At 60.7% G+C, this 26,395-nt stretch carries 21 protein-coding genes and 1 pseudogene; 1 reads left to right on the top strand and 21 read right to left on the bottom strand.

Annotated features, from left to right (window positions below):
* Positions 1 to 52: 52 nt before the first annotated feature.
* Genes ACQKP2_RS11610 through arnB form a run of 9 tightly spaced genes read right to left on the bottom strand, consistent with a single transcriptional unit; the run spans position 53 to position 10,430 of the window.
* The gene (locus ACQKP2_RS11610) at positions 53 to 1,633 is read right to left on the bottom strand and encodes an ArnT family glycosyltransferase (RefSeq protein WP_427576498.1); all 1,581 of its coding nucleotides are present in this window, start codon (positions 1,631 to 1,633) and stop codon (positions 53 to 55) included.
* 5 nt (positions 1,634 to 1,638) lie between these two features.
* Positions 1,639 to 3,018: a UDP-glucose dehydrogenase family protein gene (locus ACQKP2_RS11605; protein WP_427576496.1), complete on the bottom strand. Its 1,380-nt coding sequence runs from the start codon at positions 3,016 to 3,018 to the stop codon at positions 1,639 to 1,641.
* The gene (gene arnF / locus ACQKP2_RS11600) at positions 3,015 to 3,416 is read right to left on the bottom strand and encodes a 4-amino-4-deoxy-L-arabinose-phosphoundecaprenol flippase subunit ArnF (protein ID WP_427576495.1); all 402 of its coding nucleotides are present in this window, start codon (positions 3,414 to 3,416) and stop codon (positions 3,015 to 3,017) included. Before arnF ends, ACQKP2_RS11605 begins: the two co-directional genes overlap by 4 nt.
* Positions 3,413 to 3,757: a 4-amino-4-deoxy-L-arabinose-phosphoundecaprenol flippase subunit ArnE gene (gene arnE, locus ACQKP2_RS11595; protein ID WP_427576491.1), complete on the bottom strand. Its 345-nt coding sequence runs from the start codon at positions 3,755 to 3,757 to the stop codon at positions 3,413 to 3,415. The genes arnF and arnE overlap by 4 nt, the downstream gene beginning before the upstream one ends.
* Positions 3,754 to 5,403, bottom strand: coding sequence for a lipid IV(A) 4-amino-4-deoxy-L-arabinosyltransferase (gene arnT / locus ACQKP2_RS11590; protein ID WP_427576489.1), 1,650 nt, complete (start codon positions 5,401 to 5,403; stop codon positions 3,754 to 3,756). The genes arnE and arnT (ACQKP2_RS11590) overlap by 4 nt, the downstream gene beginning before the upstream one ends.
* Positions 5,400 to 6,284 carry a 4-deoxy-4-formamido-L-arabinose-phosphoundecaprenol deformylase gene (gene arnD / locus ACQKP2_RS11585; RefSeq protein ID WP_427576488.1) on the bottom strand — a complete coding sequence of 295 codons (885 nt, stop codon included), beginning with the start codon at positions 6,282 to 6,284 and terminating at the stop codon, positions 5,400 to 5,402. Before arnD ends, arnT (ACQKP2_RS11590) begins: the two co-directional genes overlap by 4 nt.
* Positions 6,284 to 8,275: a bifunctional UDP-4-amino-4-deoxy-L-arabinose formyltransferase/UDP-glucuronic acid oxidase ArnA gene (gene arnA, locus ACQKP2_RS11580; protein ID WP_427576487.1), complete on the bottom strand. Its 1,992-nt coding sequence runs from the start codon at positions 8,273 to 8,275 to the stop codon at positions 6,284 to 6,286. The genes arnD and arnA overlap by 1 nt, the downstream gene beginning before the upstream one ends.
* A complete protein-coding gene (arnC, locus tag ACQKP2_RS11575) occupies positions 8,272 to 9,285 on the bottom strand; it encodes an undecaprenyl-phosphate 4-deoxy-4-formamido-L-arabinose transferase (RefSeq protein WP_427576486.1) in 1,014 nt (337 codons plus the stop codon). Before arnC ends, arnA begins: the two co-directional genes overlap by 4 nt.
* Entirely contained in the window at positions 9,282 to 10,430 is a 1,149-nt protein-coding gene (arnB, locus tag ACQKP2_RS11570; protein WP_427576484.1) for a UDP-4-amino-4-deoxy-L-arabinose aminotransferase, read from the bottom strand. The genes arnC and arnB overlap by 4 nt, the downstream gene beginning before the upstream one ends.
* A gap of 389 nt (positions 10,431 to 10,819) precedes the next feature.
* Here arnB and ACQKP2_RS11565 point away from each other — a divergent pair, with 389 nt between their 5' ends.
* The gene (locus ACQKP2_RS11565) at positions 10,820 to 11,758 is read left to right on the top strand and encodes a site-specific integrase (protein WP_427576483.1); all 939 of its coding nucleotides are present in this window, start codon (positions 10,820 to 10,822) and stop codon (positions 11,756 to 11,758) included.
* A gap of 10 nt (positions 11,759 to 11,768) precedes the next feature.
* Here ACQKP2_RS11565 and ACQKP2_RS11560 read toward each other — a convergent pair whose 3' ends face one another.
* The 12 genes and pseudogenes from ACQKP2_RS11560 to ACQKP2_RS11505 all read right to left on the bottom strand — a co-directional run.
* Positions 11,769 to 12,839 carry an ABC transporter ATP-binding protein gene (locus ACQKP2_RS11560; protein WP_427576482.1) on the bottom strand — a complete coding sequence of 357 codons (1,071 nt, stop codon included), beginning with the start codon at positions 12,837 to 12,839 and terminating at the stop codon, positions 11,769 to 11,771.
* Complete coding sequence (locus ACQKP2_RS11555; RefSeq protein ID WP_427576480.1) at positions 12,836 to 14,434, bottom strand: ABC transporter permease; 1,599 nt, start codon at positions 14,432 to 14,434, stop codon at positions 12,836 to 12,838. Before ACQKP2_RS11555 ends, ACQKP2_RS11560 begins: the two co-directional genes overlap by 4 nt.
* 3 nt (positions 14,435 to 14,437) lie before the next feature.
* Complete coding sequence (locus ACQKP2_RS11550) at positions 14,438 to 15,451, bottom strand: iron ABC transporter substrate-binding protein (RefSeq protein ID WP_427576479.1); 1,014 nt, start codon at positions 15,449 to 15,451, stop codon at positions 14,438 to 14,440.
* A gap of 320 nt (positions 15,452 to 15,771) precedes the next feature.
* A complete protein-coding gene (arnT, locus tag ACQKP2_RS11545) occupies positions 15,772 to 17,493 on the bottom strand; it encodes a lipid IV(A) 4-amino-4-deoxy-L-arabinosyltransferase (protein WP_427576477.1) in 1,722 nt (573 codons plus the stop codon).
* 146 nt (positions 17,494 to 17,639) lie between these two features.
* Positions 17,640 to 18,257, bottom strand: coding sequence for a histidine phosphatase family protein (locus tag ACQKP2_RS11540; protein ID WP_427576476.1), 618 nt, complete (start codon positions 18,255 to 18,257; stop codon positions 17,640 to 17,642).
* 325 nt (positions 18,258 to 18,582) lie between these two features.
* Positions 18,583 to 19,134 (bottom strand): PqiC family protein, encoded by a 552-nt coding sequence (locus ACQKP2_RS11535; RefSeq protein ID WP_427576474.1) that lies wholly within the window; start codon positions 19,132 to 19,134, stop codon positions 18,583 to 18,585.
* 17 nt (positions 19,135 to 19,151) lie between these two features.
* The gene (locus ACQKP2_RS11530; RefSeq protein WP_427576472.1) at positions 19,152 to 20,828 is read right to left on the bottom strand and encodes an intermembrane transport protein PqiB; all 1,677 of its coding nucleotides are present in this window, start codon (positions 20,826 to 20,828) and stop codon (positions 19,152 to 19,154) included.
* On the bottom strand, positions 20,809 to 21,465 hold the full coding sequence (locus ACQKP2_RS11525) for a paraquat-inducible protein A (protein ID WP_427576471.1): 657 nt from the start codon (positions 21,463 to 21,465) through the stop codon (positions 20,809 to 20,811). The genes ACQKP2_RS11530 and ACQKP2_RS11525 overlap by 20 nt, the downstream gene beginning before the upstream one ends.
* A complete protein-coding gene (locus ACQKP2_RS11520; protein ID WP_427576469.1) occupies positions 21,462 to 22,058 on the bottom strand; it encodes a paraquat-inducible protein A in 597 nt (198 codons plus the stop codon). Before ACQKP2_RS11520 ends, ACQKP2_RS11525 begins: the two co-directional genes overlap by 4 nt.
* 766 nt (positions 22,059 to 22,824) lie before the next feature.
* Positions 22,825 to 24,126, bottom strand: a complete 1,302-nt coding sequence (locus tag ACQKP2_RS11515) for an NAD(P)/FAD-dependent oxidoreductase (protein ID WP_427576468.1) — start codon at positions 24,124 to 24,126, stop codon at positions 22,825 to 22,827.
* Positions 24,123 to 25,211, bottom strand: coding sequence for a polyamine ABC transporter substrate-binding protein (locus ACQKP2_RS11510; RefSeq protein ID WP_427576466.1), 1,089 nt, complete (start codon positions 25,209 to 25,211; stop codon positions 24,123 to 24,125). Before ACQKP2_RS11510 ends, ACQKP2_RS11515 begins: the two co-directional genes overlap by 4 nt.
* Positions 25,212 to 25,383: 172 nt before the next feature.
* A pseudogene (locus ACQKP2_RS11505) lies at positions 25,384 to 26,295 on the bottom strand (glutamine synthetase family protein); the annotation flags it as partial.
* Between the last annotated feature and the right edge of the window lie 100 nt (positions 26,296 to 26,395).

Below are 26,395 nucleotides of genomic sequence, written 5' to 3'. Positions count from 1 at the left end.
TGTTGTCGATGCCCTGGTCCTTCAGCGTTGGTTGACCGACAGTACCGTGGGATCAGGGGCGGTGCAGCAGGACGACATCGTTTTTATCGAAGCTGCCGCTCAACACGGGTTTCAATTCACCAAACGGCGTGCCCTGAAGGCCTTGATACGCCTTTTCATCCATCATCAGCCATAACGGACCCTGCAGGCCTTCCAGTCCCGCAACCGACGGGATGAACAGCGGCTGCAAGTCGTGGCCAATATTGACCATGAACTTGATGCCCTTGCCATCCTTGGTCATGTCATACATGACCAGCGGCGCCGGATCTTTCTGGATCATGGCATAAGTGGTCTCGCTGAAATTGCGGGTGTCATAGAGTCGACGCTCAAGGGGTTCGACCGTGAGTGCATAAAAAGACCACAGCCCCACCACTGCACAGGCCGCCAATCCTTGCGCTCGCCAGTGGGGTTTCATGAGCAGGGCCAATGCGATGGCTTGCACGACGCCAAGAATGATCAGCGTTGGAGCAAGGCTGTGCAGTTCTTGCGGAAAGTGTCGACGGGCGACCAGCAAGGCGACGATCAGCAAGGCCGGGATCACCAGCCACAGTCCTTGCATCACCCCCCTCAACCAGCCGAACACACGCCCCTGGGCCACGGCAAAGGGGTACGCGGCAATGATGGCCGCCATGGGCAGCATCGGCAGCATGTAACGGGCCTTCTTGGCCAGGGGAATGGAAAGCCCGATCATGACGATCAATGCGGCGGCGACGCAATATTGCACCAGTCGCAATGAAGGCCCCGCCTGACGCGCAGACATGCAGGTCGCGATCAAGGCCAGTATTGCCAATGGATAGGCCAGTGCGTAGTTGCCTACGGAGCTGGTGAAGTAATACAGCACATCGTTGGCGCCTTCGCTGCCATCCATGCGGCCGGTGAATTGCATGCGAATCACGTCTTGCACGAAGGCCGGGCCGCCGCTGGTGTGGGCCAGCCACAGCAGCACGCCGATGCAGGCCGCCAGCACAATCGTGGCCAGTACGCCAAAGGTAAAAAACCGGTGCCATTGACGATTGAGCAGGTAGTAGCTGCACAGCATGGCGGTTGGCACGACCAGGCCCATGGGGCCACGAATGCCGAAACCGAGCACGAGCAGGGCAAAGATGAGGCCGAGCCTGCGGGGTTTGTCGAAGTGATCGGCAACGTAACCCAGGTAGAACACGGCAAACGCGACAGCCGCCAGCATCAGGTCCAGGGACACGGCGCGGGTTTCGGTGACAAAGGTGTTGGTCAGCAACATCAGGGCGATGCTCAGCAACGCCCAGCGTTTGGAATAGGGCGCCAGCAAGCGGTACATCAAGGTCACGATGACCGTTGCGGCGATGGCGCTAGGCAACCAGGCACTGAGGCTGTTGACCTGCCCGAAAGGCAGGGACAGCAGCCAGATGAACACGGTCGATAACGCCGAGTAGTCGGCATAAGGCTCGCCATAGGTCGTCGGGAAAAACGATAGCCCGTGACGCAGCATTTCCTGGGCGAACAATACAAACCGCGAATCGAAACCGATTGCCGCCTGTTGATAGACCCCGGCACTGAACAACACAAGGGCCAGAAGACCCAGCCCAAGGGATTGCTGTCGAATGCCGGGGGTCATGGTGATTAACCTTCTACAGAAGCAGTGGTCCATTGCTGGTGCGGGATCGGCAGATTGCGCGACTCACCACGACCCATCGGGAAGTAGGTGAAACCGTTGCGCGCCATGCGATCGGCATCGTAGAGGTTGCGCCCGTCGAAGATCACCGGTGCATTGAGGCGTTGCTGGATCAGGTCGAAATCCGGCGCCTTGAACTGTTGCCACTCGGTGCAGATGATCAGTGCATCGGCACCGGTCAACACCGATTCCGGCGTGCCCATGAGCATCAGCTTCTCCTGATCGGGATACAGCTTCTGGGTTTCCTGCATGGCTTCAGGGTCGAACGCTCGCACGTTCGCGCCAGCGGCCCACAGCGACTCCAGCAGCACGCGGCTCGGGGCATCGCGCATGTCGTCGGTGTTCGGCTTGAACGCCAGGCCCCACAACGCAAAGGTCTTGCCTTGCAGTTCGCCCTTGTAGAACGCCTTGATGCGTTCGAACAGCTTGTGTTTCTGGCGTTCGTTGATCGCTTCTACCGCTTGCAGAAGGTCATTGGAGCAGTTGGCCTCTTCGGCGCTGTGGATCAGGGCACGCATGTCCTTGGGGAAGCACGAGCCGCCATAGCCGCAGCCTGGGTAGATGAAGTGGTAACCGATGCGCGAGTCGGCACCGATGCCCAGACGTACCGACTCGATGTCGGCGCCCAGGTGCTCGGCCAGTTCGGCGATCTGGTTGATGAAGCTGATCTTGGTCGCCAGCATGCAGTTGGCGGCGTATTTGGTCAGCTCTGCACTGCGCAGGTCCATGAACATGACGCGGTCGTGGTTGCGGTTGAACGGTGCGTACAGATCTCGCATCACGTCACGCACTTCTTCGTCTTCGCAGCCGATGATGATGCGGTCGGGACGACGGCAATCGGAGACCGCCGAGCCTTCCTTGAGAAACTCGGGGTTGGAGACGATATCGAACTTCAGCTCGCGGCCGATCTCGACCAGGCATTTGTCGATGTGCGCGCGCAACGCGTCGCCCGTGCCCACCGGTACGGTGGATTTCTCCACCAGGATCAAGGGTTTTTCGCGATGGCGGGCCACGGCGTCGCCCACCGACATCACGTAGCTCAGATCCGCCGAACCGTCGTCGCGAGAGGGCGTGCCGACCGCGATGAACAGCACCTGGCCGTGTTGCACGGCGAATTTTTCGTCGCTGGTGAACTGCAACCGCTTGTGGTCCAGGCCCTCGCGTACCAGGCTGGCCAGCCCGGGTTCGAAAATGCTCACATGGCCTTGCTTGAGCAGGGCGACTTTGTTTTCGTCAATGTCCATGCAAACGACGTCGTGACCGACTTCAGCCAGAACGGCTGCCTGTACCAGTCCTACGTAACCGCTACCAAATACGCTGATTTTCATTGGGCACTCCTCAGTTCGGGCGCGCGAGTAGATCGAGAGTTGATTGTGATGACGCCAAGGATGACCAGGGCCACTCCGAGGCTTCTGTTTAGGCTGAATTCTTCATGGAACAACGGCAGGCTGGCGGCGGCCAGGTACACCAGCGCGTAGCTGATGCTCAAAAGCGAATAGGCCCGGCCGAGGGGCAGGTCGCGCAGGGCGACTAGCCAGCAGAGCATCGACAGGCCATAGGCGACGATGGCCGCCAGCACCACCGCGATGGCGGACAGGTCGATGTGGGCACTGAGCCATTGATCCGGTTGTGGCAGGCGACTCATGCTCCAGCGCATGCCCAGTTGGGCGGCACTGACCAGCAGGACGCTGCCCAGGGCAAAGGTGATTCCGCGGCGCTGGCTCATGCGTGTTGCCCCAGCAGTGCCACGCCGCCGATGACCAGGGCGACACCGAGCCAATGACGGCGGTCGATGTGCTCCTGGAACACGAAGCGGGCGACGAGCGTGATCAACACGAAATTGAGGCTGAGCATTGGATAGGCAATGCCGACTTCAAGGCGTTGCAGCACCAGCAGCCACACCAGCAACCCCGAGCCCATGGCCGCCAGTGCCAGCCACAGCCACGGCGAGCGCAATTTCTCGCCCCAGCCCGATTCCCGCCCGCGCCAGCTTTCCACCGCATATTTCTGCGCGATCTGGCCCAGGCAGGTCAGCAGGCAAGCAACCAAAAGCAACAGCAGGCTCATGGCGTCGCCCGGGGGATGATCAGAATCACCAGGTTGCCTTGCTCGTAACGCTGGCCTTCCTTGGGCAACTGGTCGAGTTCGTGCAGCTCGTCGTCACCCTTGACGCGCATGACCACGCCCACCGAGCCATTCTGGCGGGCCTTGCTCATCCAGTCCTGTATCTGGTGGGGATCGACTCGGTGCTGGATCGAATCCGGGTATTCAAGTCCATATTTGAGTTCGCCGATGGTGTTGTAGAACGCCACCTCCTGACGTTTCAGGCGCCAGGCCAGGGCCGATGCGGCGCCCAGGTCGTTGCTCAGCAACTGCCCGGTCTGGCTCAGTTCGTCCAGATGCTGGAGGATGAACTGGTCCGGCATCTTGTTGGTCACCACCGAGTTGGGCAATGCAGCCGGTATCAGCCCGATCAGCAGCAGGCTGCCGAAGGCCGGTGCGGCCCAGCATTGCAATGGCCTGAAAGCCTGCAGCAGGTTGGCGATGATCCAGCCGGTCAGGCCGATGAATACGAGTACCAGATTGTGCAGCTCATGGTCGTATATCGGCTTTTTCAGTTGCAGGTAGACCAGGGCCAGCAGAACGACCACGCCCAGCACCAGATTGAGCAAGCCATTGATACCCAGGATGCGACCCTGTTCCAGTTTCAAGCGGTCGGCCAGTGCGTGGCCCAGCAGCAAGGCCAATGGCAACAGGCATGGCAGGATGTAGGCGGGCAACTTGCCTTTGCTCAGGCTGAAGAAGATCAGCGGCATGATCAGCCAGGACAACAGGAAGGCAATGTGAGGCTGGGTCCTGGTTTGCCAGGCCTGCTTCAATCCGGCAGGCAGCAACGCCACCCACGGCAGGCTGAAGGCCACCAGCAATGGCAGGTAGTACCACCACGGCGCATTGTGCTGGGCGTCTTCCCCGGCAAAGCGGCGGATGTGTTCATGCCAGAAGAAGAAGCGCCAGTAGTCGGGCTCCTGTGCGTGCACCGCCAGGACCCAGGGCAGGCTGACGACAATGGCCACGACAATCGCGATCGGTCCGCAGGTCAGCAGGTCGCGCCAGCGTTTCTGCCAGACGATCCAGGGCAGGGCGACCAGCACCGGCAATGCCCAGGCGAGAAAGCCCTTGGTCATGAAACCCATGCCGCAGGCCAGTCCCAGCACCGCCCAGGCCGTCAGGCGCTGACCGCGACCGGTGCTGTCCAGAGCGAACCACAGGGCCACCAGGCTCAGGTTGACCCAGAAGGTGAATTGCGGATCGAGGTTGGCATACCCGGCCTGGCCGCCAATCACGGTGAGGCTCATGTACAACAGCGCGCAGACGAAGCTCTTGCGCGGCTCGTTCCACAAGCGTCGGGCAATCAGGTAGCACAGCAACACGCTCAGGCCGGTGCTCAGTGCCGATGCGAAGCGCACGCCGAACAGGTTTTGCCCGAACAGCGCCTGACCCAGGGCGATCATCCAGTAACCGGCCGCCGGTTTTTCGAAATAGCGGACGGTCATGAAGTGCGGCGAAACCCAGTTTCCGCTCAGGAGCATTTCCTGGCTGATCTGGGCGTAGCGGGTTTCGTCGGGAATCCACAAGCCATGGCTGCCCAGCGGCAGCAGGAACGCCAGCCCCATGATGGCCAGCAACAGCGGTAACGCCCAGCGTCTGGTCATGCGCCTTGCACTCCCAGCCAGCCTTCACGGCCTTGCAGGGCACCACGTACCACTCGGCCACTCGGCAGGTTGCCGGGGGATTCGGGCAACAGGTCGCCCAAGGGTTGAAAATGGATGCCCCGCTGGCGTGCATCGGCCAGCAGTTGGCGAAAATCGTTAGCCATCAGAATCCCTTCTACTTCAGCGTGGATCGTGTAGACGTTGAGTTTTTCGGGGGAGAATCGATCAAGAATGAACGCGTTGAAATCCTTGGCGGCGACCTCCGGACCGACCACTTCGTCGAAGGTCGGCAAGTCTACCGGAATCTGCGGAACACCCGGGCGACCATCGGCCAGGATCGGCCGAAACAGGCTTTGGCCCCGACAATCGCTGTTGTAACGGAAGCCAAACGCTTGCTTGGCTTCGATCACGCGTTCGTCCGCACGCCAACCGGCACTGGCCGAGCACCAGATGTGTTCGCCGAGGATGTCCTGGAGCGTATCGACACCCTGACGGACCTGCTCGAACAACCGCGCATCGCTCCAGCGCCCGGCATTGGCCTGCCAGCCGTGGTGATCCCAGGCGTGCAGGCCGACCTCGTGCCCGGCGTCGCGGGCCTGGCGCATCAGATGCCCCAGGTCGCGGCCGATGGGCTTGCCGGGCCATGCCGTACCGGCCAGGAGAATATCCCAGCCGTAGAGACCTGCAGCGTTGGAGCGCAGCATTTTCCAGAGAAATTGCGGGCGGATCAGGCGCCACAGATGCCGGCCCATGTTGTCCGGGCCGACACTGAAGAAAAACGTTGCCTTGATCTGCGCTTCGTCCAGCAGTTCCAGCAACCGCGGCACACCTTCACGGGTGCCGCGGTAGGTATCGACATCGATGCGCAAACCTGCCTGCATCAGCGCTTGTCCGCGATTTCGAGCATGGCTTCACGCAAGAAGAAGTCCAGCGTGTTACCGATGGTCTCGCGCATTTCAACGGTCGGCTCCCAGTTCAGCAGGCGCTTGGCGTTGGCGATGCTTGGCTTGCGGTGGGACACGTCCTGGTAGCCGCCGCCGTAGAACGCCTTGCTTTCCACGTCGCGGAAACCGGCGAACGGCGGGAAGTTGTTGCGCAGCGGGTGAGCTTCGAATTGACGCAGCAGCTCTTCAGCCAGCTGGCGGATGCTCGCTTCGTTGTCCGGGTTGCCGATGTTGACGATTTGGCCGTTGCAGACATCGTTGTCGTTATCGATGATTCGTGCCAGTGCCTCGACACCGTCGGCGATGTCGGTGAAGCAGCGTTTTTGCTCGCCGCCGTCGAACAGGCGGATCGGCGTGCCTTCCACCAGGTTGAGAATCAGCTGGGTGATGGCGCGGGAACTGCCGATACGTGCCGAATCCAGACGGTCCAGGCGCGGGCCCATCCAGTTGAACGGACGGAACAGGGTGAAGTTCAGGCCTTTCTGGCCGTAAGCCCAGATCACGCGGTCGAGCAGTTGCTTGGAGACCGAGTAGATCCAGCGCTGCTTGTTGATCGGGCCGACCACCAGGTTGGAGCTGTCTTCGTCGAAGTTCGGGTCCTGGCACATGCCGTAGACTTCCGAGGTCGACGGGAAAATCACGCGTTTGTTGTACTTGACGCAGTAGCGAACCAGCTTGAGGTTTTCTTCGAAGTCCAGTTCGAACACGCGCAGCGGGTTGCGCGTGTATTCGATCGGCGTGGCGATCGCCACGAGCGGCAGGACCACGTCGCACTTCTTGATGTGGTATTCGATCCACTCGGAGTGAATGCTGATATCGCCCTCGACGAAGTGGAAGCGTGGGTGGTCGCGCAGACGGTCGATGGCGTCCGAACCGATGTCCAGGCCATAGACTTCGTAGCGGTCGTCACTCAGCAGGCGCTCGGACAGGTGGTTGCCGATAAAGCCGTTGACGCCCAGGATCAGCACGCGGGTGCGACGCGGTGCGCGGCCGGATTCGGCGCCACGCAGCACGGAACCGTCAACCAGGCCCAGCTCATTGGCCAATTGCGGGCCGCTCAGGTACAGGCCGTTGTCGTTGCGCTGGCCGGCGTTGATCACCAGCGAGTCTTGACCGCAGGCGATACGCAGCGGATCGACGCTGATCACGCGGCCAGGCGCCTGGCCTTCGTTGCCCTTGGCGACTTCGGCGCTCCAGACAATCAGCTTGTGCTCGCCCACGGCGCAGAACGCGCCCGGGTACGGCTGGGTCACGGCGCGAACCAGGTTGAACAGTTCTTCTGCCGGTTTGCTCCACACCAGTTTGCCGTCGGCTGGGGTGCGACGGCCGAATACGGTGGCTTTGGACTCGTCCTGCGGGGTTTCGGTGACTTTGCCCTGCTGAAGCAGCGGCAAGGTGTCACGCAGCAGGTCGGCGGCGGCCACGCGCAACTTGCCGTGCAGGCTCAGCGCGGTATCGCTGCGCTCGATGGCCACTTTTTTCTGGGCCAGGATGGCGCCGGCGTCGGCGCGCTTGACCATGCGGTGCAGGGTGACGCCGGTTTCGCTTTCACCGTTGACCAGCACCCAGTTGGCCGGAGCGCGACCGCGATACAGTGGCAGCAACGAACCGTGCAGGTTGAATGCGCCTTTGCGGGCGGTGGCCAGCAGTGGCTCGCTCAGCAGATTGCGGTAGTAGAAGGAGAAGATGTAGTCCGGGTCGAGTTTGGCGATGCGCTCGATCCACAGCGGGTGGTTGGCATCTTCCGGTGCATGCACGGGAATGCCCTTGCGTGCACACAGCTGAGCCACGGAACCGTAGAAGGCGTTCTCCTTGGGATCGTCGGCGTGGGTAAAGACGGCGGCGATTTCGTAACCGGTTTCGAGCAGTGTTTCGATGCCGGCACAGCCAATATCGTGATAGGCGAAGACAACAGCTTTTACAGTCATGGGAGAACCCGATCTGGAGAAGTGGAAGTGTGGTCGTCGACCACGGAAACAGGAGAGGTCGGCTGGCTACGCAGGACCTTTTCGATAAAGAAACGCGGACGCGCACGCACATCGCTGTACATGCGACCCAGGTATTCGCCCAGCAGGCCCATGCCGATGAACTGGCCGCCGGTGAACACGAACAGCACCGCGAACAGTACGAATGTACCGTCGCCGGCCCAACTGCTGCCCAGTGCCAGGCGCAGGACAATCAAGATCAGGGCGAACAGCACGCCCAGGCCCGCCATGCCGAAGCCGATGATGCTCAGCAGGCGCAGGGGCGTGGTGGTCATGCAGGTGACCAGGTCGAACATCAGGTTGATCAGGCGCATCGGGCTGTACTTGGAATCACCGTGTTCACGCTCGGCGTGGTTCACGAGGATTTCGGTGGTGTGCCGGGCGAAGCTGTTGGCCAGGATCGGAATGAAGGTGCTGCGCTCGCGGCAGGCGAGCATGGCGTCGACGATGGTGCGGCGGTAGGCGCGCAACATGCAGCCGTAGTCGCTCATGGCCACGCCGGTGGAGCGCTGCACGGCGAGGTTGATCAGTTTCGACGGATAGCGGCGCAAAGCCGAATCCTGACGGTTGTTGCGCACGGTGGCGACCACGTCGTAGCCCAGTTCGGCCTGGGCGACCAGGCGCGGGATCTCCTCGGGCGGGTTCTGCAGGTCGGCGTCGAGGGTAATCACCACATCGCCCTTGCTCTGCTCGAACCCGGCCATGATTGCCGCGTGCTGGCCATAGTTGCGGTTGAGGATGACCGCGACCACCGGGCTGTTCGGCCGGGAGGCGGCCTGCTCCAGGATGTCGGCGGAGTCGTCGCGGCTGCCGTCGTCGACCAGTACGATCTCGTAAGGGTGGCTGAGCTGCTGGCACGCCGCTTCAGTACGACGCAACAGTTCCGGCAGGCTGGCTTGTTCGTTGTAGACCGGGATTACGATCGACACGAAATTGATGGGGTAAGGTCTCACAGGCTTGTGTCCAGGCAGTTTTCAATGGCGCCGACGACGCGTTCGACGTCATCGGTGGTCATGTCGGGGAACAACGGAATCGAACACAGCCGCGCCGAGTTCCATTCGGTGTTGGGCAAATGAATATCAGGAAAGCGTTGACGGTAATACGTGTGCAGGTGCGTGGCGATGAAATGGATGCCGGTGCCGATATTGCGTTCCTGCAGGGCCTTCATGAACGCCTCGCGGTCCAGGCCGCAGCGTTCTGCGTCGATGCGCAGGATGAACAGGTGCCAGGCATGGGTTTGCGCATGGGCGGGAATGGCCAGCGGTTGCACCGGCAAGCCTTCCAGGCGTTGCAGGTAGGTGCCGGCCAACTCCGTGCGTTTGGCATTGATTTCGTCCAGTCGCTGCAATTGCACCAGGGCGATGGCGGCATTGATATCGGCCAGGTTGTATTTGAACCCCGGTTCCACCACCTGTGCCTGGGGTTTGCGGCCGTGGGTCAGACGGTCGTAGGCGTCGACCCCAAGACCATGGAACTTGAGCATGCGAACGCGCGAGGCGAGGGCTTCATCGTCGGTGACGAACATCGCGCCTTCGGCGCAGGTCATGTTCTTGATGGCATGAAACGAGAAAATCGCGGTGCCGCGGGCGCCGACGGGGCGCCCCTTGTAGCGGGTGCCAGCGGCATGGGCGGCGTCTTCGATCACCGCGATACCGTGTTTGTCGGCCAGCGCATACAGCGGATCGAGATCGAACGCGGCGCCGGCGTAATGGACCGGGATGATCGCTTTGGTGCGCGGGGTGATCGCCGCTTCGATAGTGGCGGCATCGCTCATCAGCGTGTCGCGGTCGACATCGACGAACACCGGCGTGGCGCCCAGCAGGCAAATCATGTTCGCCGTGGAGACCCAGGTTTGTGAGGGAGTAATGACTTCATCGCCCGGACCGATGCCCAGTGCCAGCAAAGTGATATGCATCCCACCGGTCGCCGAGGACAGCGCAACGGCATGGCGGCAGCCGACATAATTGGCGAAGTGTTCTTCCAGTGCCTGGTTTTTCGGCCCGGTCGTAATCCAGCCCGAACGCAGGACCTGCTCTACGGCAGCGATCTCTTCGTCGCCGATGCTCGGGCGGGAAAACGGGAGAAAAGCCTCACTCATGGAAACCTCGGGGCTGAAAAATTGAGTAGCCTTTGAGGCCAAAAATTGGATCCAGCAACAGCGTAGACGCAAAAAACGAAAGCTGCATCAAATAGTTAGTCGATTGGGCGGTAAAAGGCACCGGTTGACATTCGCGGCCATGGAAGGCAGGTTGGAACCCTAGCAAATCTCACACCGTATCGGTATGAGCGTATGCTTAATTTTGTGAAATAAACATGAAAAAACGGTCGGCGAAACGTTTATCTCAACGCTATTAAGCAAGTGTTCAGACTTCTACCGTTTATCGCGTAACCAAGTAGAACCTTCTTACAGAAGTGTCTTCCTTTACATGAACTATATCCCAGTTCTTAGTTGTTTTATTGATCCGTTTTTACTCAAGGCCGTATCGTTTGATTGACTTACCCGTTATTGATTCGCATCTCCCCGGTGTCAACCCGCTGACTTTATATCTCGCCCGATTGGCGCCGTCCAGCCAGTTGACCATGCGTTATGTCTTGCAGGACGCCGCCGACCGCCTGGGTTTCGAAGACATGGATATCGAGGAAATTCCCTGGCATGGGTTGCAGCCCGAAGATGTCATTGCGCTGGTGGCAACCCTGCGGGCCGATGGTTATGCACCGAACACTTCTTCGCTTTATGTCAATGCCGTACGCGGTGTGATGAATGAAGCGTGGCGCATGAGCCTGATCACTCAGGAGCACCTGCTGAAAATGCGTTCGGTCAAGGGGATTTCCGGTACGCGTCTGTCCCAGGGACGCAACCTGCGACGCTCGCTGATTCAGGAACTGATGGAGGTTTGCGCCGCCGATCCACGACCGCAAGGGCTGCGGGATGCGGCGATCATCGGGATTCTCTACGGGTCGGGCATGCGCAAGTCGGAGTCGGTGAACCTTGACTTGAGTGAGGTCGATTTCAACGAGCGCAGCCTGCGGGTTACCGCCAAGGGCAACAAGCAGTTGATCAAGTACGCGCCGGCCTGGGCGTTTGCCAGGCTCGATGCCTGGCTGGAGTTGCGCCGATCACAGCTCAAGGAAGGCGAGGCGGACGACGCTTTCCTGTTCAACCGTATTCGACGCGGCAGCCATATCACCCGCGAGCGCATCACCAAACATGCGATCTACTATATTGCCCGGCAACGCGGCGCGCAGGTGGGGGTGAAGATCATGCCCCACGATTTCCGTCGTTCGTTCATCACTCGGGTGATCGAGGAGCACGATCTGTCGATCGCTCAGAAGCTGGCCCACCACAGCAACATCCAGACCACCGCCAACTACGATGTTCGCGATGACAATGAGCGGCGCCGTGCGGTGGATCGCTTCGATCTTTGACGGGAGGCCTTCAGGCCTCGCTCAGCACATGGGCGTGGCCGATGGTCGAGACATGCACTGCGCTACCGGCCGGTGGCGCGTACATGCCGGAGCTGCGCACCAGCAGTGATCGCCCCGATTCTTCGCCGGGTGCCGAGTTCTGTAATTCCACGGTCAGGGTGCAGGTATTGCCACTGAAATCACGATCCGTGATCACTGCGCGGCAACCGGTGACTTCCGCGCCATTGGGCAGGACACTGGCGACCTGCAACTGCTCGGGGCGCAGCATGATCTGTGCCGCGCTGTTGTTGCGGTGATTATTGACCGGGATCCGGCCAAGGTCGCAATGGGCCCAGCCGGCCTCGATGCGAGCGGGCATGACCACGGCATCGCCCAGGAACAGCGCGGTCTGGACATCGTCGGGATAACGGTAAAGATCCAGCGGATGACCTGATTGCACCAGCCTGCCGTTGCGCATCACGGCCAGTTGATCGGCAAAGGACAGCGCTTCGCTCTGGTCATGGGTGACGAGGATGGTGGTCACGCCGGCGTCGGCCAGCAGTCGCGCAACCAGTTTGCGCATGTTGGCGCGCAGGCCGGTGTCGAGGGCGGAAAACGGCTCGTCCAGCAACATCAGTCGCGGTTGCTGCGCCAGGGCCCGTGCCAGGGCAACCCGTTGCTGCTGGCCGCCGGACAGTTCGTGGGGCCAGCGCTGGGCCATGCTGGCATCCAGAGCAACGCTGTCCATCAATTGCGCAACACGTTCCTGCCTTTCGCTGCCCTTGGTCGCCAGGCCGAAGCCGATATTGGCCGCCACCGTCATATGCGGGAACAACGCGCCGTCCTGCGGCACATAGCCAATCAGGCGCTGGTGCGCCGGTACTTCGTGGGTGCTGTCGACCAGGGTCTGGCCGTTGAGCGACAAGCGCCCGGAATCGGGAAACTCGAAGCCGGCGATCATCCGCAGCAAGGTGGTCTTGCCTGATCCCGAGGGCCCGACAATGACCGTGCGGCTGCCGGTGGGCACCGACAGGCTGATGTTTTCCAGGGCACGTTGGGCGCCGTAGGATTTGGAGATCGAATGCAGTTCCAGAGCGTTCATCGGCCAGCCGTTTTCTTGGATTGGTGGTAAAGGATCCCGGTGAGCGGGAGCGACAGCACAATCATCAGCAGCGCGTAAGGGGCCGCGGCGGCGTAATCGATTTCGCTGGTCGACGACCAGAAACCGGTGGCCAGCGTACGTGTGCCGTTGGGGGCCAGCAACAGGGTGGCGGTCAGTTCATTGGTGATCGCCAGGAAGACCAGTGCCGCGCCTGCGGCAGCCCCTGGCGCGGCCAGGCGCAGGGTAATCAGCCACAATGCCCGGGCCGGCGAGCGGCCAAGGCTGCGGGCCATGTTTTCCAGCTCCACCGGTGCCTGGGCAATGCCTGCACGCAGGCTGACCAGGGCGCGGGGCAGGAACATCAACAGGTAGGCCAGCAATACGGTGATGGTGGTCTGGTAGATAGGCCGGGCGAAATGGATGGTCACGGTGACCAGCGCCAGCGCCACCACGATTCCCGGCAGGGAGCTGGTGATGTAATTGCAGCTTTCCAGAATGCGTTGCAAGCGACCTGGGGAGCGAATCGACAGCCAGGCGATCGGGATGGCTGCGCAGGTCGTCAAGGCGGCGCCGGCCACGCCAAGCAGCAAGGTCTGTTCCAGTGCCGGCAGTAGCGTGGTCAGGTCCCAGACCTCGGCACCGCCGGCAATCAGCCATTTGCCCAGGGTAATCAGCGGCACACCCAGTGCCAGGGCACAGGTGACGGCCTGTAGCACCAGTGAAAATGCAGTGGCCGGTGCTTTCAGGCACACGATCCGTTGCTCCCGCGCGCTGCCGGAGCCCACCCGGGCGTAGCGGGCATTGCCTCGCGCGGCCGACTCGGCGCACAGCATCACCAGGCAGCAAAGCGCCAGTACCCCCGCCAGCAGATTGGCGGAGGGCCCATTGAAGGTGGATTTGAACTGATCGAAGATCGCCGTGGTGAAGGTGTCGAAGCGAATCATCGCGTACAGGCCGTATTCGGCCAGCAGGTGCAGGCCGACCAGCAGGGCACCGCCGCAGATGGCCAGGCGCAGCTGCGGCAATACCACTCGGAAGAACACCGCCCAGGGTTTGAGCCCCATGGATTCGGCGACATCTTCGATGGCCGGGTCCAGGCGGCGCAATGTCGCGGCGACCGGCAGGTACAGGAACGGGAAGTAGGCGATGACCGATACCAGTACCCCGGCAAACAACCCGTGTATCGGTGGTACCAGGCTGACCCAGGCATAGCTGTGCACGAACGCCGGAACCGCCAGCGGTGCCGTCGCCAGGAGCGACCACATGCGTCGTCCCGGCAAATCGGTACGTTCGGTCAGCCAGGCCAGCGTTACACCCAAAAGGATGCACAGCGGAACGGTGATCACTACCAGCAAAGCGGTATTGACCAGCAATTCGCCAACCCGTGGCCGGAACACCAATGGCACCAGGGCGGCCCAGCCAGTTTGCAGGTATACGCCTATGACGAACGCGATCGGCAGCAGTGCCAGCAATGAAACCAGCACCGACAAACCGATCACCCAGGCGCCGCCACGGTTCGCGAAAATACCGCGAGATCGTCGACGCAGGTTGGCGGGTGCGCTTGGCGCGACACCCGCCGGCAGGGTTTCAGGCATCAATTAAAGCAGTCCCGCCTGAGTCATCAGCTCCACGGCCTTTTTGCTGTCGAGTTTGGAGGCATCGACGGTTGGCGCGTCGAGCTGCTGCAAAGGCACCAGTTTCGGGTTGGATTGAGCGTTCTTGCCCACGGCGTATTCAAACGACTTGCCGTCCTTGAGAATGGCCTGGCCGTCCTTGCCGGTAATCCATTTCAGGAAGGCCTGGGCTTGTTCCTTGTGCTTGCTGGAAGCCAGCACGCCACCACCGGAGATGCTGACAAATGCACCCGGATCCTTGTGCTTGAAGTAGTGCAGGGCGGTGTTCTTGCTGTTTTCGCCGGTCTTGGACTGATCGACGAAGCTGTAGTAGTGGAAGATCACGCCGCTGTCGATTTGCCCGGCATTGACGGCCTTGAGCACCGAGCTGTTGCCACGGTAGGCGCTGAAGTTGGTTTTCATGGCCTTGAGCCAGTCCAGGGTCGCGGCTTCGCCTTTCTGTTCGAGCATGCCGGCGACGATGGCCTGGAAGTCGGCGCCGCCTGGCGATGCAGCCCAGCGACCTTTCCAGCTCGGGTCGGCCAGGTCCATGATCGATTTGGGCAGCTGGGCTTCGGTCAGTTTGCTCGGGTTGTAGACGAACACCGTCGAGCGCGCGGCGATCCCGACCCATTTGCCGTGGGCAGGACGGTAGGCCGCATCGACTTGCTCCAGGGTGGTTTTGTCGACCGGCACGAACAACCCGGCGTTATCGACCAGTACCATGGCCGGGGAGTTTTCGGTCAGGAACACATCGGCCGGCGAGGCGGCGCCTTCCTGCACCAACTGATTGCCCATCTCAGTGTCGTCGCCGTTACGCAACGTAACCGGAATACCGGTTTCCTGAGTGAAGCCTTCAACCCAGGCCTTGGTCAGGCCTTCGTGCTGCGCGTTGTAAACCACGATGCCGACGCCATCGGCTGCATACACATGGCCTGCACTCACAAGGGCAGTGGCCAGCAGGGCTTTTTTCAGGAAAGACGGGATACGGGAAATCATGCGGTGGCAGCTCCGGTTTTTTAGAGTCGAACACGTCGAGTCGGCGAAGGAAGTTCGTCGGTCAGTGTAGTTCAATAGGAATCATTTGCATGTTTAAGGCCGGCGAATGTAGAGCGCAGAATGAGAAAAAAACGTCAAATTAATGGTTAATTCCTGTCATTTTGCAACCACTTAAAACTCGAAAAGGCCTGCCAGCGCACTTTCCCGCGAAGTTCAAGGGCATCAAGCTGTTCAGATCCTCGACAAAAAAGCGTCCGCCCTTAAACGAAAAAACCGGGAACCCATTTCAGGTTCCCGGTTTTCGGAGGGGGCGATTCGCCTCAGGGTTTGCTTTGCGGGAAGATCAGAATCTGCAGGTTGCCGCGCTGATAGCGTTGGCCGTCCAGGGGTAACGCTTCGACTTCCTGGACTTCGTCGACGCTGTTGACCCGCATCACCACGCCGACCGAACCCTTTTTACGGGCTTCGGTCATCCACTGCCCAACATTGTCCATGGTCACTTTGCGTGAGGCCATGGCCGGGTCGTCGAGGCCGTATTTGAGTTCGCCGATGACATTGTAGAGGTCCACCTGCGGCCGCTTGGTCAACCAGGACAAGGCCGAGGCTGCCCCCAGATCGTTGCTCAGCAAGGATGACGTCTGGTTCAGGCTGCCCAGGTGCTCGGCGATAAACCGGTCGGGCATCTTGCTGTTGACAATCTGGCCCGGCATGGCGGCCGGCAGCAGCGCTACGAGCAAACCGATACCCAGGGCCGGCATGGCCCAGAATTGCAATGGCCGCAGCACTTGCAAGGCGTTGGCAATGATCCAGCCCAGCAGAACGATGAACACCAGCGAGAGGCTGAACATCTCGGTGTTTTCGTAGATTTCCTTGCGGGTTTGCAGATACAGCAGCGCGATCAGGGCAATGCTTGCAATGGCCACGTTGAGCCAGCCGTTGACGCGCAACGTCCGTCCCCGTGCCTGAGTCAGCAGCTCTGTAACGGCATGTCCCATCAGCAAGGCCAGGGGCATCAGGCAAGGCATGATGTAGGTCGGCAATTTGCCGCTGCTCGCGCTGAACACGGCCAGGGGCAGCAGCAGCCAGAGCAGGAGAAAACCAAAGACAGGGCGCTGTTTGTTCTTCCAGGCCTGGACGAATGTGGTCGGCAGCAAGGCGGCCCACGGCAGGCTCGACACGACCATCATCGGCAGGTAGAACCACCATGGTCGTGCGTGCTGTGCGTTATCGGCGGCGAAGCGACGCACGTGCTCGTTCCAGAAGAAAAAGTTCCAGAAGTCAGGTTCGCGATGGTGGATGGCAAGTACCCATGGCAGGCATACAGCGACCGCCACGACCACGGCCAACGGCCCGTAACGCAACAGTTGGCCCAGCCGGCGTTGCCAGAGCATGTAGGGCACGGCGATCAACGCCGGCAGCAGCCAGGCGAGAAACCCTTTGGTCATGAACCCCATGCCGCAGGCAACGCCGAGTACCACCCAGGCCGCGACCCGACCGCGAGTGGTCTGGCTGTCGATGGCATACCACAGTGACACCAGGCTCAAGTTGACCCAGAAAGAGAACTGCGGATCGAGGTTGGCGTAGCCGGCCTGTCCGGCGATCAGCCCGAAGCTCATGTACAGCAAGGCGCCGGCGAAGCTCTTGCGCGGATCATTCCAGAGGCGGCGGCCTATCAGGTAAGCCAGCCAGACACTCAGGCCGGTGCTCAGCGCCGAAGCGATACGGACCCCGAACAGGTTTTCGCCGAACACCGCCTGGCCGATGGCAATCATCCAGTAGCCGGCGATGGGTTTTTCAAAATAACGCATGCCCATGAAGTGCGGCGACACCCAATTGCCGCTCAGCAACATCTCCTGGCTGATCTGCGCATAGCGGGTTTCGTCCGGAATCCACATGCCATGCCCCATCAGCGGCAACAGGTAGAACGCCACGAACGCGAGCACCAGCGTCAGCACGACAAAGCGCTGGGTGAGGGGAGCCGCCATGAGTTGAGGGCGGCTTGGATGGTCGATGGATTGGGGTAACGGTTGGTTCGGCGTCATCACTCGTCCTTGGCGTTGAGGCGTTTGATTGTCAGTTGGTGTAGGCATCGGGTTCTACTTGTCGATACGCAATGTTTCACGGCATTGAAATGCCATGAAGGTTGAAAAGGTCAGTTGGCGTGATGGTAATGACCATCAGGTATCGGTCAGTCTCTTTTTACCAACATCGAGCTCCAGTCATCGGCATTCACAATGCCCAGTGGTTGAAGTTGCCCGTCGGCGCCAAATACAACGAACAAGGCACTGCCATATTCACTGGTTTTGGCATGCTCAAAGCCGGTTTGGGCTTCGAAGTCGCTGATGCAGTTGCTGTGGGTCACCAGTACCAGGTTGTGTCCCATGCGCTTGTGTGCAACGACATCGCGGCTCATGCTGCTGCCGCAACTGGCCAGCCAATCCTGGGTCTGCGCGTCTTTCCCGAACATGGAATGGGCGGTTTGCACCGTTCGGGTCATGGGGCTGCTGAACACTTCGGTCTGAGCCATCCCCAGCTGCTGCAGACCTTGCCCTACCAGGGCAGCAGCGTCGCTACCCGCGCGGGTAATCCCGTCGGCAGGGCCCAGGCAAGGGTTGCTGGAACGGTCACAGCGTTCGGCATGGCGAACCAATACGACCACATCACCATCGGCCCAATGTTGCAAAAACCGGCCTCTGACTTGCGGGTCCGCATTCACCAGATGCACCGGGGAATCCGGCCACAGGACAAACCCGGTCACCACTGCCGCAACCAGCAAGGTCCCGACGCCTGCCAGCAGTGATTTCAACAGTCGCGGTCGCCGGGGGACAGTCGGCGACCGTTGGTGCGATGAAGGACTGTTCAAGTGTTCTTCCTGTCGTGACGCATTCCTGGTTTCAACAAGCAGCCTGGATCCCGGCCCTGAAACTAGTAGCGGTGCTGTAGTTTCAGGGCAAGCTAAATGCAGGCAGGTATCAGTAGAGTGAAAGAGATGTGAAAAAAATGCAGCGGTGTACTGATGGGCAACTAACTTAGTTGTTAGAAATTACTCTCTATCACTTTTATTGTTAGCAGTTGTTACGCCGGCAGCGATCGAGCCGCTGCCGGGCAGGTGCCAATCAATACAGAAGGGATCAGTTTGCGGGGCAGCCTGGACGGGTTCCGCTGGCCGCCTGGCTGATCTGCGCAGCAAGGCGTTTGACATTGTTTTGTTGCGCCGCCACCAGTTCATCAATGCTGGAGCCGGAAGGTGTTTGCAAGATGTTGCGGCAGGTCAGGGTCGACTTGTCACCCTCGGTATTGCGCAGGCGCCATTGTGCGTCGATCAGCGCGTATTGGCCGGGCACCGAATCAAATCGCTGCACTTCGATGCGTACGGATAATTTGCGCCGCGGATTGTCGTTGATCAGTTGATCGACCAGGGCACTGCGCAGCTCATCCACCAGACTGGCCGCCCACCACTGGGTTTCAAGAATCGCCAGGCCGCTGTTGCCCTCTCGAATGACAATTTGTGGCCGATCGACCTGAGGCGGCACAGTGATGCCTTCTATCTGAATCTCTGCTGCGGACCTCGATCCGGTATTGAGTTGAGCCGGGGTCAGGGTATGGAACTGGATCGGGTCACTGCGGCAGGCAGCGAGCAGCAACAATGCGGTGACCAGAGTGAATTTGGGCGAAAAAGCCATGGGTGTTGCTCCTGTGGTCATTTGCTCGGTGGCCCTTTGAGATCCATTGGCGCGGCGTTGTCGGGACGGCCGCGAATCAGCGATTCCGGATGCCGGCCCAGGTAGTCCGCCAGATCACGCAAGGCACGTGAGGTGCGCCCCAGCTCGTCCAGCGTCTGGCCGAGTTTTTCCCGTTGCGGCGAATCGTCGGCCAGCGTCGAACCGGCCGATTGCAGGGTCGAGTCGGCTGTTTTCAGGGTCTTGCTGACATCCACCAGGGTGTTTTGCACGCTTGGCAGGGTCTTGCCGTTGAATTGGCTCAGGCTTTTGCGCAGTTCCACCAGATTGCTGTCCAGATTGCCGGCAATTTGTTCAACCGGCAGTTTGGCGAACCTGTCGACCATCGCTTCGAGTTTTTCCTGCAATTGTTCCAGGCTGCCCGGCACGGTCGGAATCATGACCGGGCGCGCGCTGGCATCGAACTTGACCTTGTCGGCTTTCGGAAAGAAGTCCAGGGCGATATACAACTGGCCAGTCAACAGATTGCCGGTGCGGGCCTGGGCGCGCAGCCCGTTCTCGATGAAGGTGCCGATCAAACGTATGCCGCCGGCTTCGTCACTGGGATCATGATTGAACACCTTGAGCATCTTGCCGTAGGCCTGGCCCAGTCGCTGCGGGTAGATCACGATGCCGACATTGATCGGAAACGAGCGCTTTTTCTCGTCGTAATCCAGGTTGATCGCCACCACTTTGCCGATTTCCATGCCCAGGAACTCCACCGGGGCATCGACCTTGAGTCCACGCAGTGCCTGATCGAAACGCAAGGCCAGGAACTGCGCCTTGCCGTTGGGCGGGGCGAGGGCGGTTTGCTGGTCGTCGAACAGTTCGTAGGCATATTCCTCGGGCGCCGGTTTGTCGTTGGGGCTGTAGGCCGGTGCACGGAACGTGATGCCACCCACCAGCAGCGAAGACAAGGACTCGGTCTTGACCGCAAAACCGTTGGCACCGACGTTCACGTCAACCCCGCTGGCATTCCAGAATCGGGTGTTCTCGGTCACGTACTGGTCATTGGGGGCGTGGATGAACACGTCGATGTTGACGCCTTCGCCGTTGGGGTCCAGCGCGTAGGCCACGACCTGGCCAACCGGAATCTTGCGGTAGTAGACCGGCGAGCCGATATCCAGCGACCCCAGGTCCTGGCTACGCAGGGTGAAGCGTTTGCCGGGTTCGCCATAGGTAATCGGAGGCGGGTTTTCCAGGCCCTTGAAGTTCTTTGCCCGTCCATTGGCCTGGCCGATATCGGCGCCAATGTAGTCCCCGGACAGCAGGGTATCGATCCCCGACACGCCGCCGGCGCCGATGCGTGGTCGCACGACCCAGAACTGCGAGTCTTCGCGGGTGAAGCCTTCGGCCTGTTTCGACAGTTTGACCGTCGCGTTGACACTTTTCTGATCACCGCTCAATTCCACATCCGTGACGTGACCGATGACCACGTTGCGGTACCTGACCTCGGTCTTGTTAGCGGTCAGGCCGTCGCCGGTCTTGAAGGTGAGGGTGATGGTCGGCCCTTCCTGAAGAATGCTGTGCACCACCAGGGAAATACCTACCAGCACCGCGACGATCGGCACGATCCACACCAGCGATACGCTGAAACGCCGGGTCTTGATGGGCGCCTGGCCAGGGGCTTGTGGCCCGTCAGTGGCTTGTGACTTCATCCTTGACCTCCTCATTGTTTGGATTCTGGCCCGTTTTGTCCCAAATCAGACGCGGGTCGAAACTCATCGCCGACAGCATGGTGAACACCACCACCAGGCCAAAGAACAGAATGCCCGGACGTGGCTCGATGTCGGCCAGGGCCTGGAATTTCACCAACGAGGCCACCAGGGCGACGACTATCACATCGAGCATGGACCAGTAACCGATGACCTCGACGAAGCGGTACAGCTTCGAGCGCTCCCTGAGGGCCCATTGGCTGTCGCGTTGCACCGAGATCAGCAACAGGCCCAGAGCGACGAACTTGATGCCCGGCACGGCGATGCTGGCGATGAAAATGATCAGGGCGATGTCCCAGGCACCCGCTTCCCAGAACTCCAGCACACCGCTGATGATGGTGCTGTCGGCGCCATCGCCGAGCATCTGTGTATTCATGACCGGCAACAGATTGGCCGGTATGTAGAACACCAGGGCCGTGAGCATGTAGGCCCAGGTCCGGGTCAATGACTGGGTCTTGCGCCGGTGCAGCGGTGCACCGCAGCGCTCGCATTCGTGGGGATCATGGGTCATGTCGCAGGCCAGCCCGCAGCTGTGGCACAGGCACAGGTTCAGGTCGCGGGCAACCGGCGGGCTGGTCATAGGGTGTCCCAGAGGTCGCGAATGTCGCGGCCGGCGACTCGGATCATCATCAGGCTCAGAATCGCCAGCGCGAACAGGCCGATGCCGGGCAACACGTCCAGCAGGCCGGCGAGCTTGATCACCGCCACCATTGCCCCCAGCAGGCAGACCTCCAGCATGCTCCAGGGCCTCAGGGATTCGAGCCAGCGCATGCAGAACCGAAAGCCCGGTGCGCGCCGGTGGACGAGGGCGAAGCTCAGGACCCAGATCAGCAGCACCAGTTGGAAAATCGGCGCAATGACCATGGCGACCGCCGCCACCAGCGCGATGAAGGTGATCGAGCCCAGACTCAGGGCCATCACCGAGTCCCACAATGTCGCGCTGTTTTTCAGGCCTTTGAGGCTGATGCTCATGACCGGATAGAAGTTGGCGAACAGCCATAGCGTCAATGCGGTGAAGGTCAATGCCAGGCGCTGCTCCACGGTCAATCCGTTATAGCGCTGGAGAACCCCGCCGCAACGAACGCACAGCGTTTTCTGATGCTTGGCGAGCGTGGTTTTTTCGTACACGCAGTCGCAGTGCTCGCAGATGATCAGGTGGTCACTCGTCGCCATGGGCCAGGCTCGACAGAAATCGGAAATGGATGAGCACCCCATCAATATAGAAGTGACTTGCAATTGAGCAAATCGAAAGGCGGATCGTGCGGTTGTGGAGACGCCGACTTGCGTCGTGCGATGCCTGTAGGAGCGAGCGGGCGGCGATCCGACTTGCCCGCGAAGGCGGCCTCGCGTCATGCGCTGATTTTGAAAACGCCTTCGCCTGTAGGAGCGAGGCTTGCCCGCGAAGGGGGCCTTACGTCATGCGTTGATTTCGAATATGCCTTCGCCGGCAAGCCTGGCTCCTACAGCGAAGGCGGCCTCACGGCATGCGACGAATTCGAAAACGCCTTCGCCTGTAGGAGCGAGGCTCGCCCGCGAAAGCGGCCGGGCATCATGTGGCGTTTTCGAGAACGCGTTCGCCGGCAAGCCTGGCTCCTACAGCGAAGGCGACCTGGCGTCATGCGGCGCATTTGAAAACGCGTTCGCCGGCAAGCCTGGCTCCTACAGCGAAGGCGACCTGGCGTCATGCGGCGCATTTGAAAACGCTTTCGCCGGCAAGCCTGGCTCCTACAGCGAAGGCGGCCTCACGTCATGCGACGAATTCGAAAACGCCTTCGCCTGTAGGAGCGAGGCTTGCCCGCGAAGGCGGCCGGGCGTCATGTGGCGTTTTCGAGAACGCTTCGCCGGCAAGCCTGGCTCCTACAGCGAGAACGGCCTTACGTCTTGCGCTGAATTCGAAACGCCTTCTCCGGCATGCCTGCCTCCCGCAGGTACGCCGTGTTCAGCCAAGCACTTCGCGCATCCGGTACCAGAGCATGCCCAGTGCCAGCAAGGGCGAGCGCAGTACGCGGCCGCCGGGGAAGGTCATGTGGGGCACGGCGCTGAAGACATCGAAGCCCTGGCTATGCCCGGCCTGGATCGCTTCACCCAGCAATTTCGCGCACCAGTGCGTCACGTTCAGGCCATGGCCGGAGTAGCCCTGGGCATAAAACACGTTGCGGTGCTGACTCAGGCGCCCGACCTGCGGGAAGCGGTTGGCGGTGATGCCGATCTTGCCGCCCCATTGATAATCGATGCGCACATTGGCCAGTTGCGGGAATACCTTGAGCATTTGCGGGCGCATGTACGCGCTGATATCCCGTGGATCGCGCCCGGAGTAATGGCACGCGCCACCGAACAGCAAGCACCGGTCAGCCGAGAGTCGGTAGTAATCCAGGCCGACTTTCTGGTCGCACAACGCCAGGTTGCGCGGGATCAGTTGCGCGGCAAGCTCCGCCGGCAAGGGCTCTGTGGCGATAATGTAACTGCCCGCAGGCAACACCTTGCCACTGAGCTTCGGCTCCAGTTCCTCAAGATGAGCATTGCAACCCAGTACCAGGCTGCCGGCGCGTACCGTGCCAGCTGCGCAGCGCACCTTGACGGTGCCGCCATGGATCACCTCCAGCACCGGGCTTTGCTCGAAAATCCGTACACCCAGGGACTTCGCCAGCCGCGCTTCGCCCAGTACCAGGTTCAACGGGTGCAAGTGGCCCGACCCCATGTCCACCAGACCGCCGGCGTAAACATCGGAGTTAACCACCTGCTCACGGATCTGCCCCGGTTCCACCAGACGGGTTTCGTGGGCGTAAGCCGACTCCTTGAGGTGCGCGTATTCGGCTTTCAGTCCGGCGAACTGCGCCTGGGTGTTGGCCAACTCGCAAAAACCCCAGCGCAGGTCGCAATCGATGTCGTGTTCGCGGATACGTCGGCCCACCAGTTCCACCGACTCGATGCCGGCGCGTTCCAGATAGCGCACGCCCTCGGCACCGACATGTCGGGCGAAACCGCTGATGTCATGGCCGATGCCACGAATCAATTGACCGCCGTTGCGCCCGCTGGCACCCCAGCCAATCCGCCGGGCCTCCAGCAGGATCACCGATAGCCCGCGCTGGGCCAGCTCGATGGCGGTATTGACGCCGGTAAAACCGCCACCGATCACGCAGACATCGGCCACCAGATCCTCGGCCAGCGCAGGGAAGGGCGCCATGCCATGGGCTGAAGCGGCGTAATAGGAGTGAGTATGTTCCTGGGTGTACTGATTCATTGGTTGGACTTCACTTTGCTCCAGGAACGGGTCATCAGCCGCATGATCGACTGCGGTGGCGTGGTGGAGATGTACAGCTTGTCGAGGACGGCCTGGGGCGGGTAAACCTCGGGATTGTCGACCAGCTCGGCGTCCATGTACTGCTTGGCGCCGGGGTTGGGGTTGGCGTAGCCGACCGAGGCGCTGACCTTGGCGATGACCTGTGGGTCGAGCAGGTAGTTGATGAATGCATGGGCTTCTTTCGCGTTGGCGGCATCGGAGGGAACCGCCAGCAGGTCAAACCACAGGTTGCTGCCTTCCTTGGGGATGGCATAAGCGATGTTCACATTGTTCTTGGCTTCCTTGGCCCGGTTGGCGGCCTGGAAAACATCGCCCGAGTATCCGAACGCCACGCAGATATCGCCGTTGGCCAGGTCCGAGACGTATTTGGAGGAGTGGAAGTAGGTCACGTAAGGCCGGATTTCCAACAGCTTGGCTTCGGCCTTTTTGTAGTCTTCAGGGTTTTCGCTTCGGGGATCCATGCCCATGTAGTTGAGCACCGCCGGGAACACTTCATCGGCCGAATCCATCATCGACACGCCGCACTGGCTGAGTTTCTTGATGTTTTCAGGCTCGAACAATACCGCCCAGGAGTCGATGTGATCGATGCCCAGCACCTGCTTGACCTTGTCGACGTTGTAACCGATGCCGTTGGTGCCCCACAGGTACGGCACCGAGTGTGCGTTGCCCGGATCGTTCTTTTCGAGCAGGGCCAGCAGTTTCGGGTCCAGGTTCTTGAAGTTCGGCAACTGTTCACGGTCCAGCTTGAGGAATGCACCGGCCTTCACCTGACGGGCCAGGAAGTGGTTGGAAGGCACCACCACGTCATAACCGGTGCGTCCGGCGAGCAGTTTGCCTTCCAGGGTTTCGTTGGAGTCGAAAACGTCGTAGATCACCTTGATGCCGGTTTTGGCCTGGAAGTCGGCGAGGGTGGTTTCGCCGATGTAGTCGGTCCAGTTGTAGACGCTCACGGTGGGTTGGGCCTGGGCAACGGCGCTGAACAGGACGGTCAGTGCGACCGGGACCATGGATTTCAACAGACGCATATCGACACCTTCTTGGATGTTGATCGCTCCCGTGCAGAGAGTGGGAGCGATCAGTAATTGTTGTAATTTTTTGGGTGATTCTCTGGTGTTCTGGCGATCGCTATCGCGAGCAGGCTCGCTCCCACAGGGGACGCATTTCAAATGTGGGAGCGAGCCTGCTCGCGATGGGTTTTCAGACGCTGAGGAGCAAAAATTCGCGCTCCCAGGAACTGATCACGCGCTTGAAGTTCTCGTGCTCGGCGCGTTTGACGGCGACGTAGCCGCGCACGAACTTGCTGCCCAGGTAGTTGCCAATGGCCTGGCACTCTTCCATCTGCGTCAGGGCGTCTTCGATGGTGATCGGCAGGCGCAGGTTACGGCGTTCATAGGCTCGACCTTCCACGGCCGCGCTCGGCTCGATGCCTTCGACCATGCCGATGTAGCCGCACAACAGGCTGGCGGCGATGGCCAGGTAAGGGTTGGCGTCGGCACCCGGCAAACGGTTTTCCACGCGCATCGCTTCCGGGCCTGAGGTTGGCACGCGCAGGCCGACGGTGCGGTTTTCTTCACCCCACTCGACATTGACCGGTGCCGAGGTATCCGGCAGGAAGCGACGGAAAGAGTTGACGTTGGGCGCGAACATCGGCAGCACTTTGGGGATGTACTTCTGCAGGCCGCCGATGTGCTGGCGGAACAGGTCGCTCATTTGCCCGTTGGCGTCGGCGAAGATCGGCTTGCCGGTGGCGATGTCCACCACACTCTGGTGGATATGCATGGCGCTGCCGGGCTCATCGCCAATCGGCTTGGCCATGAAGGTCGCGGTGACATTGTGCTTGAGGGCGGCTTCGCGCAGGGTGCGCTTGAACACGGTGATCTGGTCGGCCAGGTCAAGCGCGTCGCCATGACGGAAGTTGATTTCCATCTGCGCCGGGCCGTCTTCGTGGATCAGCGTATCGAGGTCCAGGCCTTGCAGTTCGCACCAGTCATAGACGTCTTCGAACAGCGGATCGAATTCGTTGGCCGCATCGATGGAAAACGACTGGCGACCGCTTTCGGCGCGGCCGGAGCGGCCCAACGGTGCCTTGAGCGGCAAGTCCGGGTCTTCGCAGTACCTGTTCGGCCAGGGCAAACGACACCACGACAGATTCCTGAGAAGCCACCGACGTACCGATCACGTCGTACAGCCAATCGGCAAGTTTCGCTTT

Source organism: Pseudomonas sp. NPDC089569 (assembly GCF_050280625.1).
GTDB lineage: Bacteria > Pseudomonadota > Gammaproteobacteria > Pseudomonadales > Pseudomonadaceae > Aquipseudomonas.
This window is presented reverse-complemented; position numbering and strand designations above follow the sequence as displayed.

What these genes read in the sequence shown, in the direction of transcription:
- ACQKP2_RS11520 (WP_427576469.1), bottom strand. Translation starts at nt 22,058, where the DNA reads ATGGCGACGAGTGACCACCTGATCATCTGCGAGCACTGCGACTGCGTG.
- ACQKP2_RS11525 (WP_427576471.1), bottom strand. Translation starts at nt 21,465, where the DNA reads ATGACCAGCCCGCCGGTTGCCCGCGACCTGAACCTGTGCCTGTGCCAC.
- ACQKP2_RS11555 (WP_427576480.1), bottom strand. Translation starts at nt 14,434, where the DNA reads ATGCCTGAAACCCTGCCGGCGGGTGTCGCGCCAAGCGCACCCGCCAAC.
- arnE (WP_427576491.1), bottom strand. Translation starts at nt 3,757, where the DNA reads ATGAGCCTGCTGTTGCTTTTGGTTGCTTGCCTGCTGACCTGCCTGGGC.
- ACQKP2_RS11530 (WP_427576472.1), bottom strand. Translation starts at nt 20,828, where the DNA reads ATGAAGTCACAAGCCACTGACGGGCCACAAGCCCCTGGCCAGGCGCCC.
- arnB (WP_427576484.1), bottom strand. Translation starts at nt 10,430, where the DNA reads ATGAGTGAGGCTTTTCTCCCGTTTTCCCGCCCGAGCATCGGCGACGAA.
- arnT (WP_427576489.1), bottom strand. Translation starts at nt 5,403, where the DNA reads ATGACCAGACGCTGGGCGTTACCGCTGTTGCTGGCCATCATGGGGCTG.
- arnT (WP_427576477.1), bottom strand. Translation starts at nt 17,493, where the DNA reads ATGACGCCGAACCAACCGTTACCCCAATCCATCGACCATCCAAGCCGC.
- ACQKP2_RS11515 (WP_427576468.1), bottom strand. Translation starts at nt 24,126, where the DNA reads ATGAATCAGTACACCCAGGAACATACTCACTCCTATTACGCCGCTTCA.
- arnA (WP_427576487.1), bottom strand. Translation starts at nt 8,275, where the DNA reads ATGACTGTAAAAGCTGTTGTCTTCGCCTATCACGATATTGGCTGTGCC.
- arnD (WP_427576488.1), bottom strand. Translation starts at nt 6,284, where the DNA reads ATGCAGGCAGGTTTGCGCATCGATGTCGATACCTACCGCGGCACCCGT.
- arnF (WP_427576495.1), bottom strand. Translation starts at nt 3,416, where the DNA reads ATGAGCCAGCGCCGCGGAATCACCTTTGCCCTGGGCAGCGTCCTGCTG.
- ACQKP2_RS11610 (WP_427576498.1), bottom strand. Translation starts at nt 1,633, where the DNA reads ATGACCCCCGGCATTCGACAGCAATCCCTTGGGCTGGGTCTTCTGGCC.
- ACQKP2_RS11560 (WP_427576482.1), bottom strand. Translation starts at nt 12,839, where the DNA reads ATGAACGCTCTGGAACTGCATTCGATCTCCAAATCCTACGGCGCCCAA.
- ACQKP2_RS11510 (WP_427576466.1), bottom strand. Translation starts at nt 25,211, where the DNA reads ATGCGTCTGTTGAAATCCATGGTCCCGGTCGCACTGACCGTCCTGTTC.
- ACQKP2_RS11605 (WP_427576496.1), bottom strand. Translation starts at nt 3,018, where the DNA reads ATGAAAATCAGCGTATTTGGTAGCGGTTACGTAGGACTGGTACAGGCA.
- ACQKP2_RS11550 (WP_427576479.1), bottom strand. Translation starts at nt 15,451, where the DNA reads ATGATTTCCCGTATCCCGTCTTTCCTGAAAAAAGCCCTGCTGGCCACT.
- ACQKP2_RS11535 (WP_427576474.1), bottom strand. Translation starts at nt 19,134, where the DNA reads ATGGCTTTTTCGCCCAAATTCACTCTGGTCACCGCATTGTTGCTGCTC.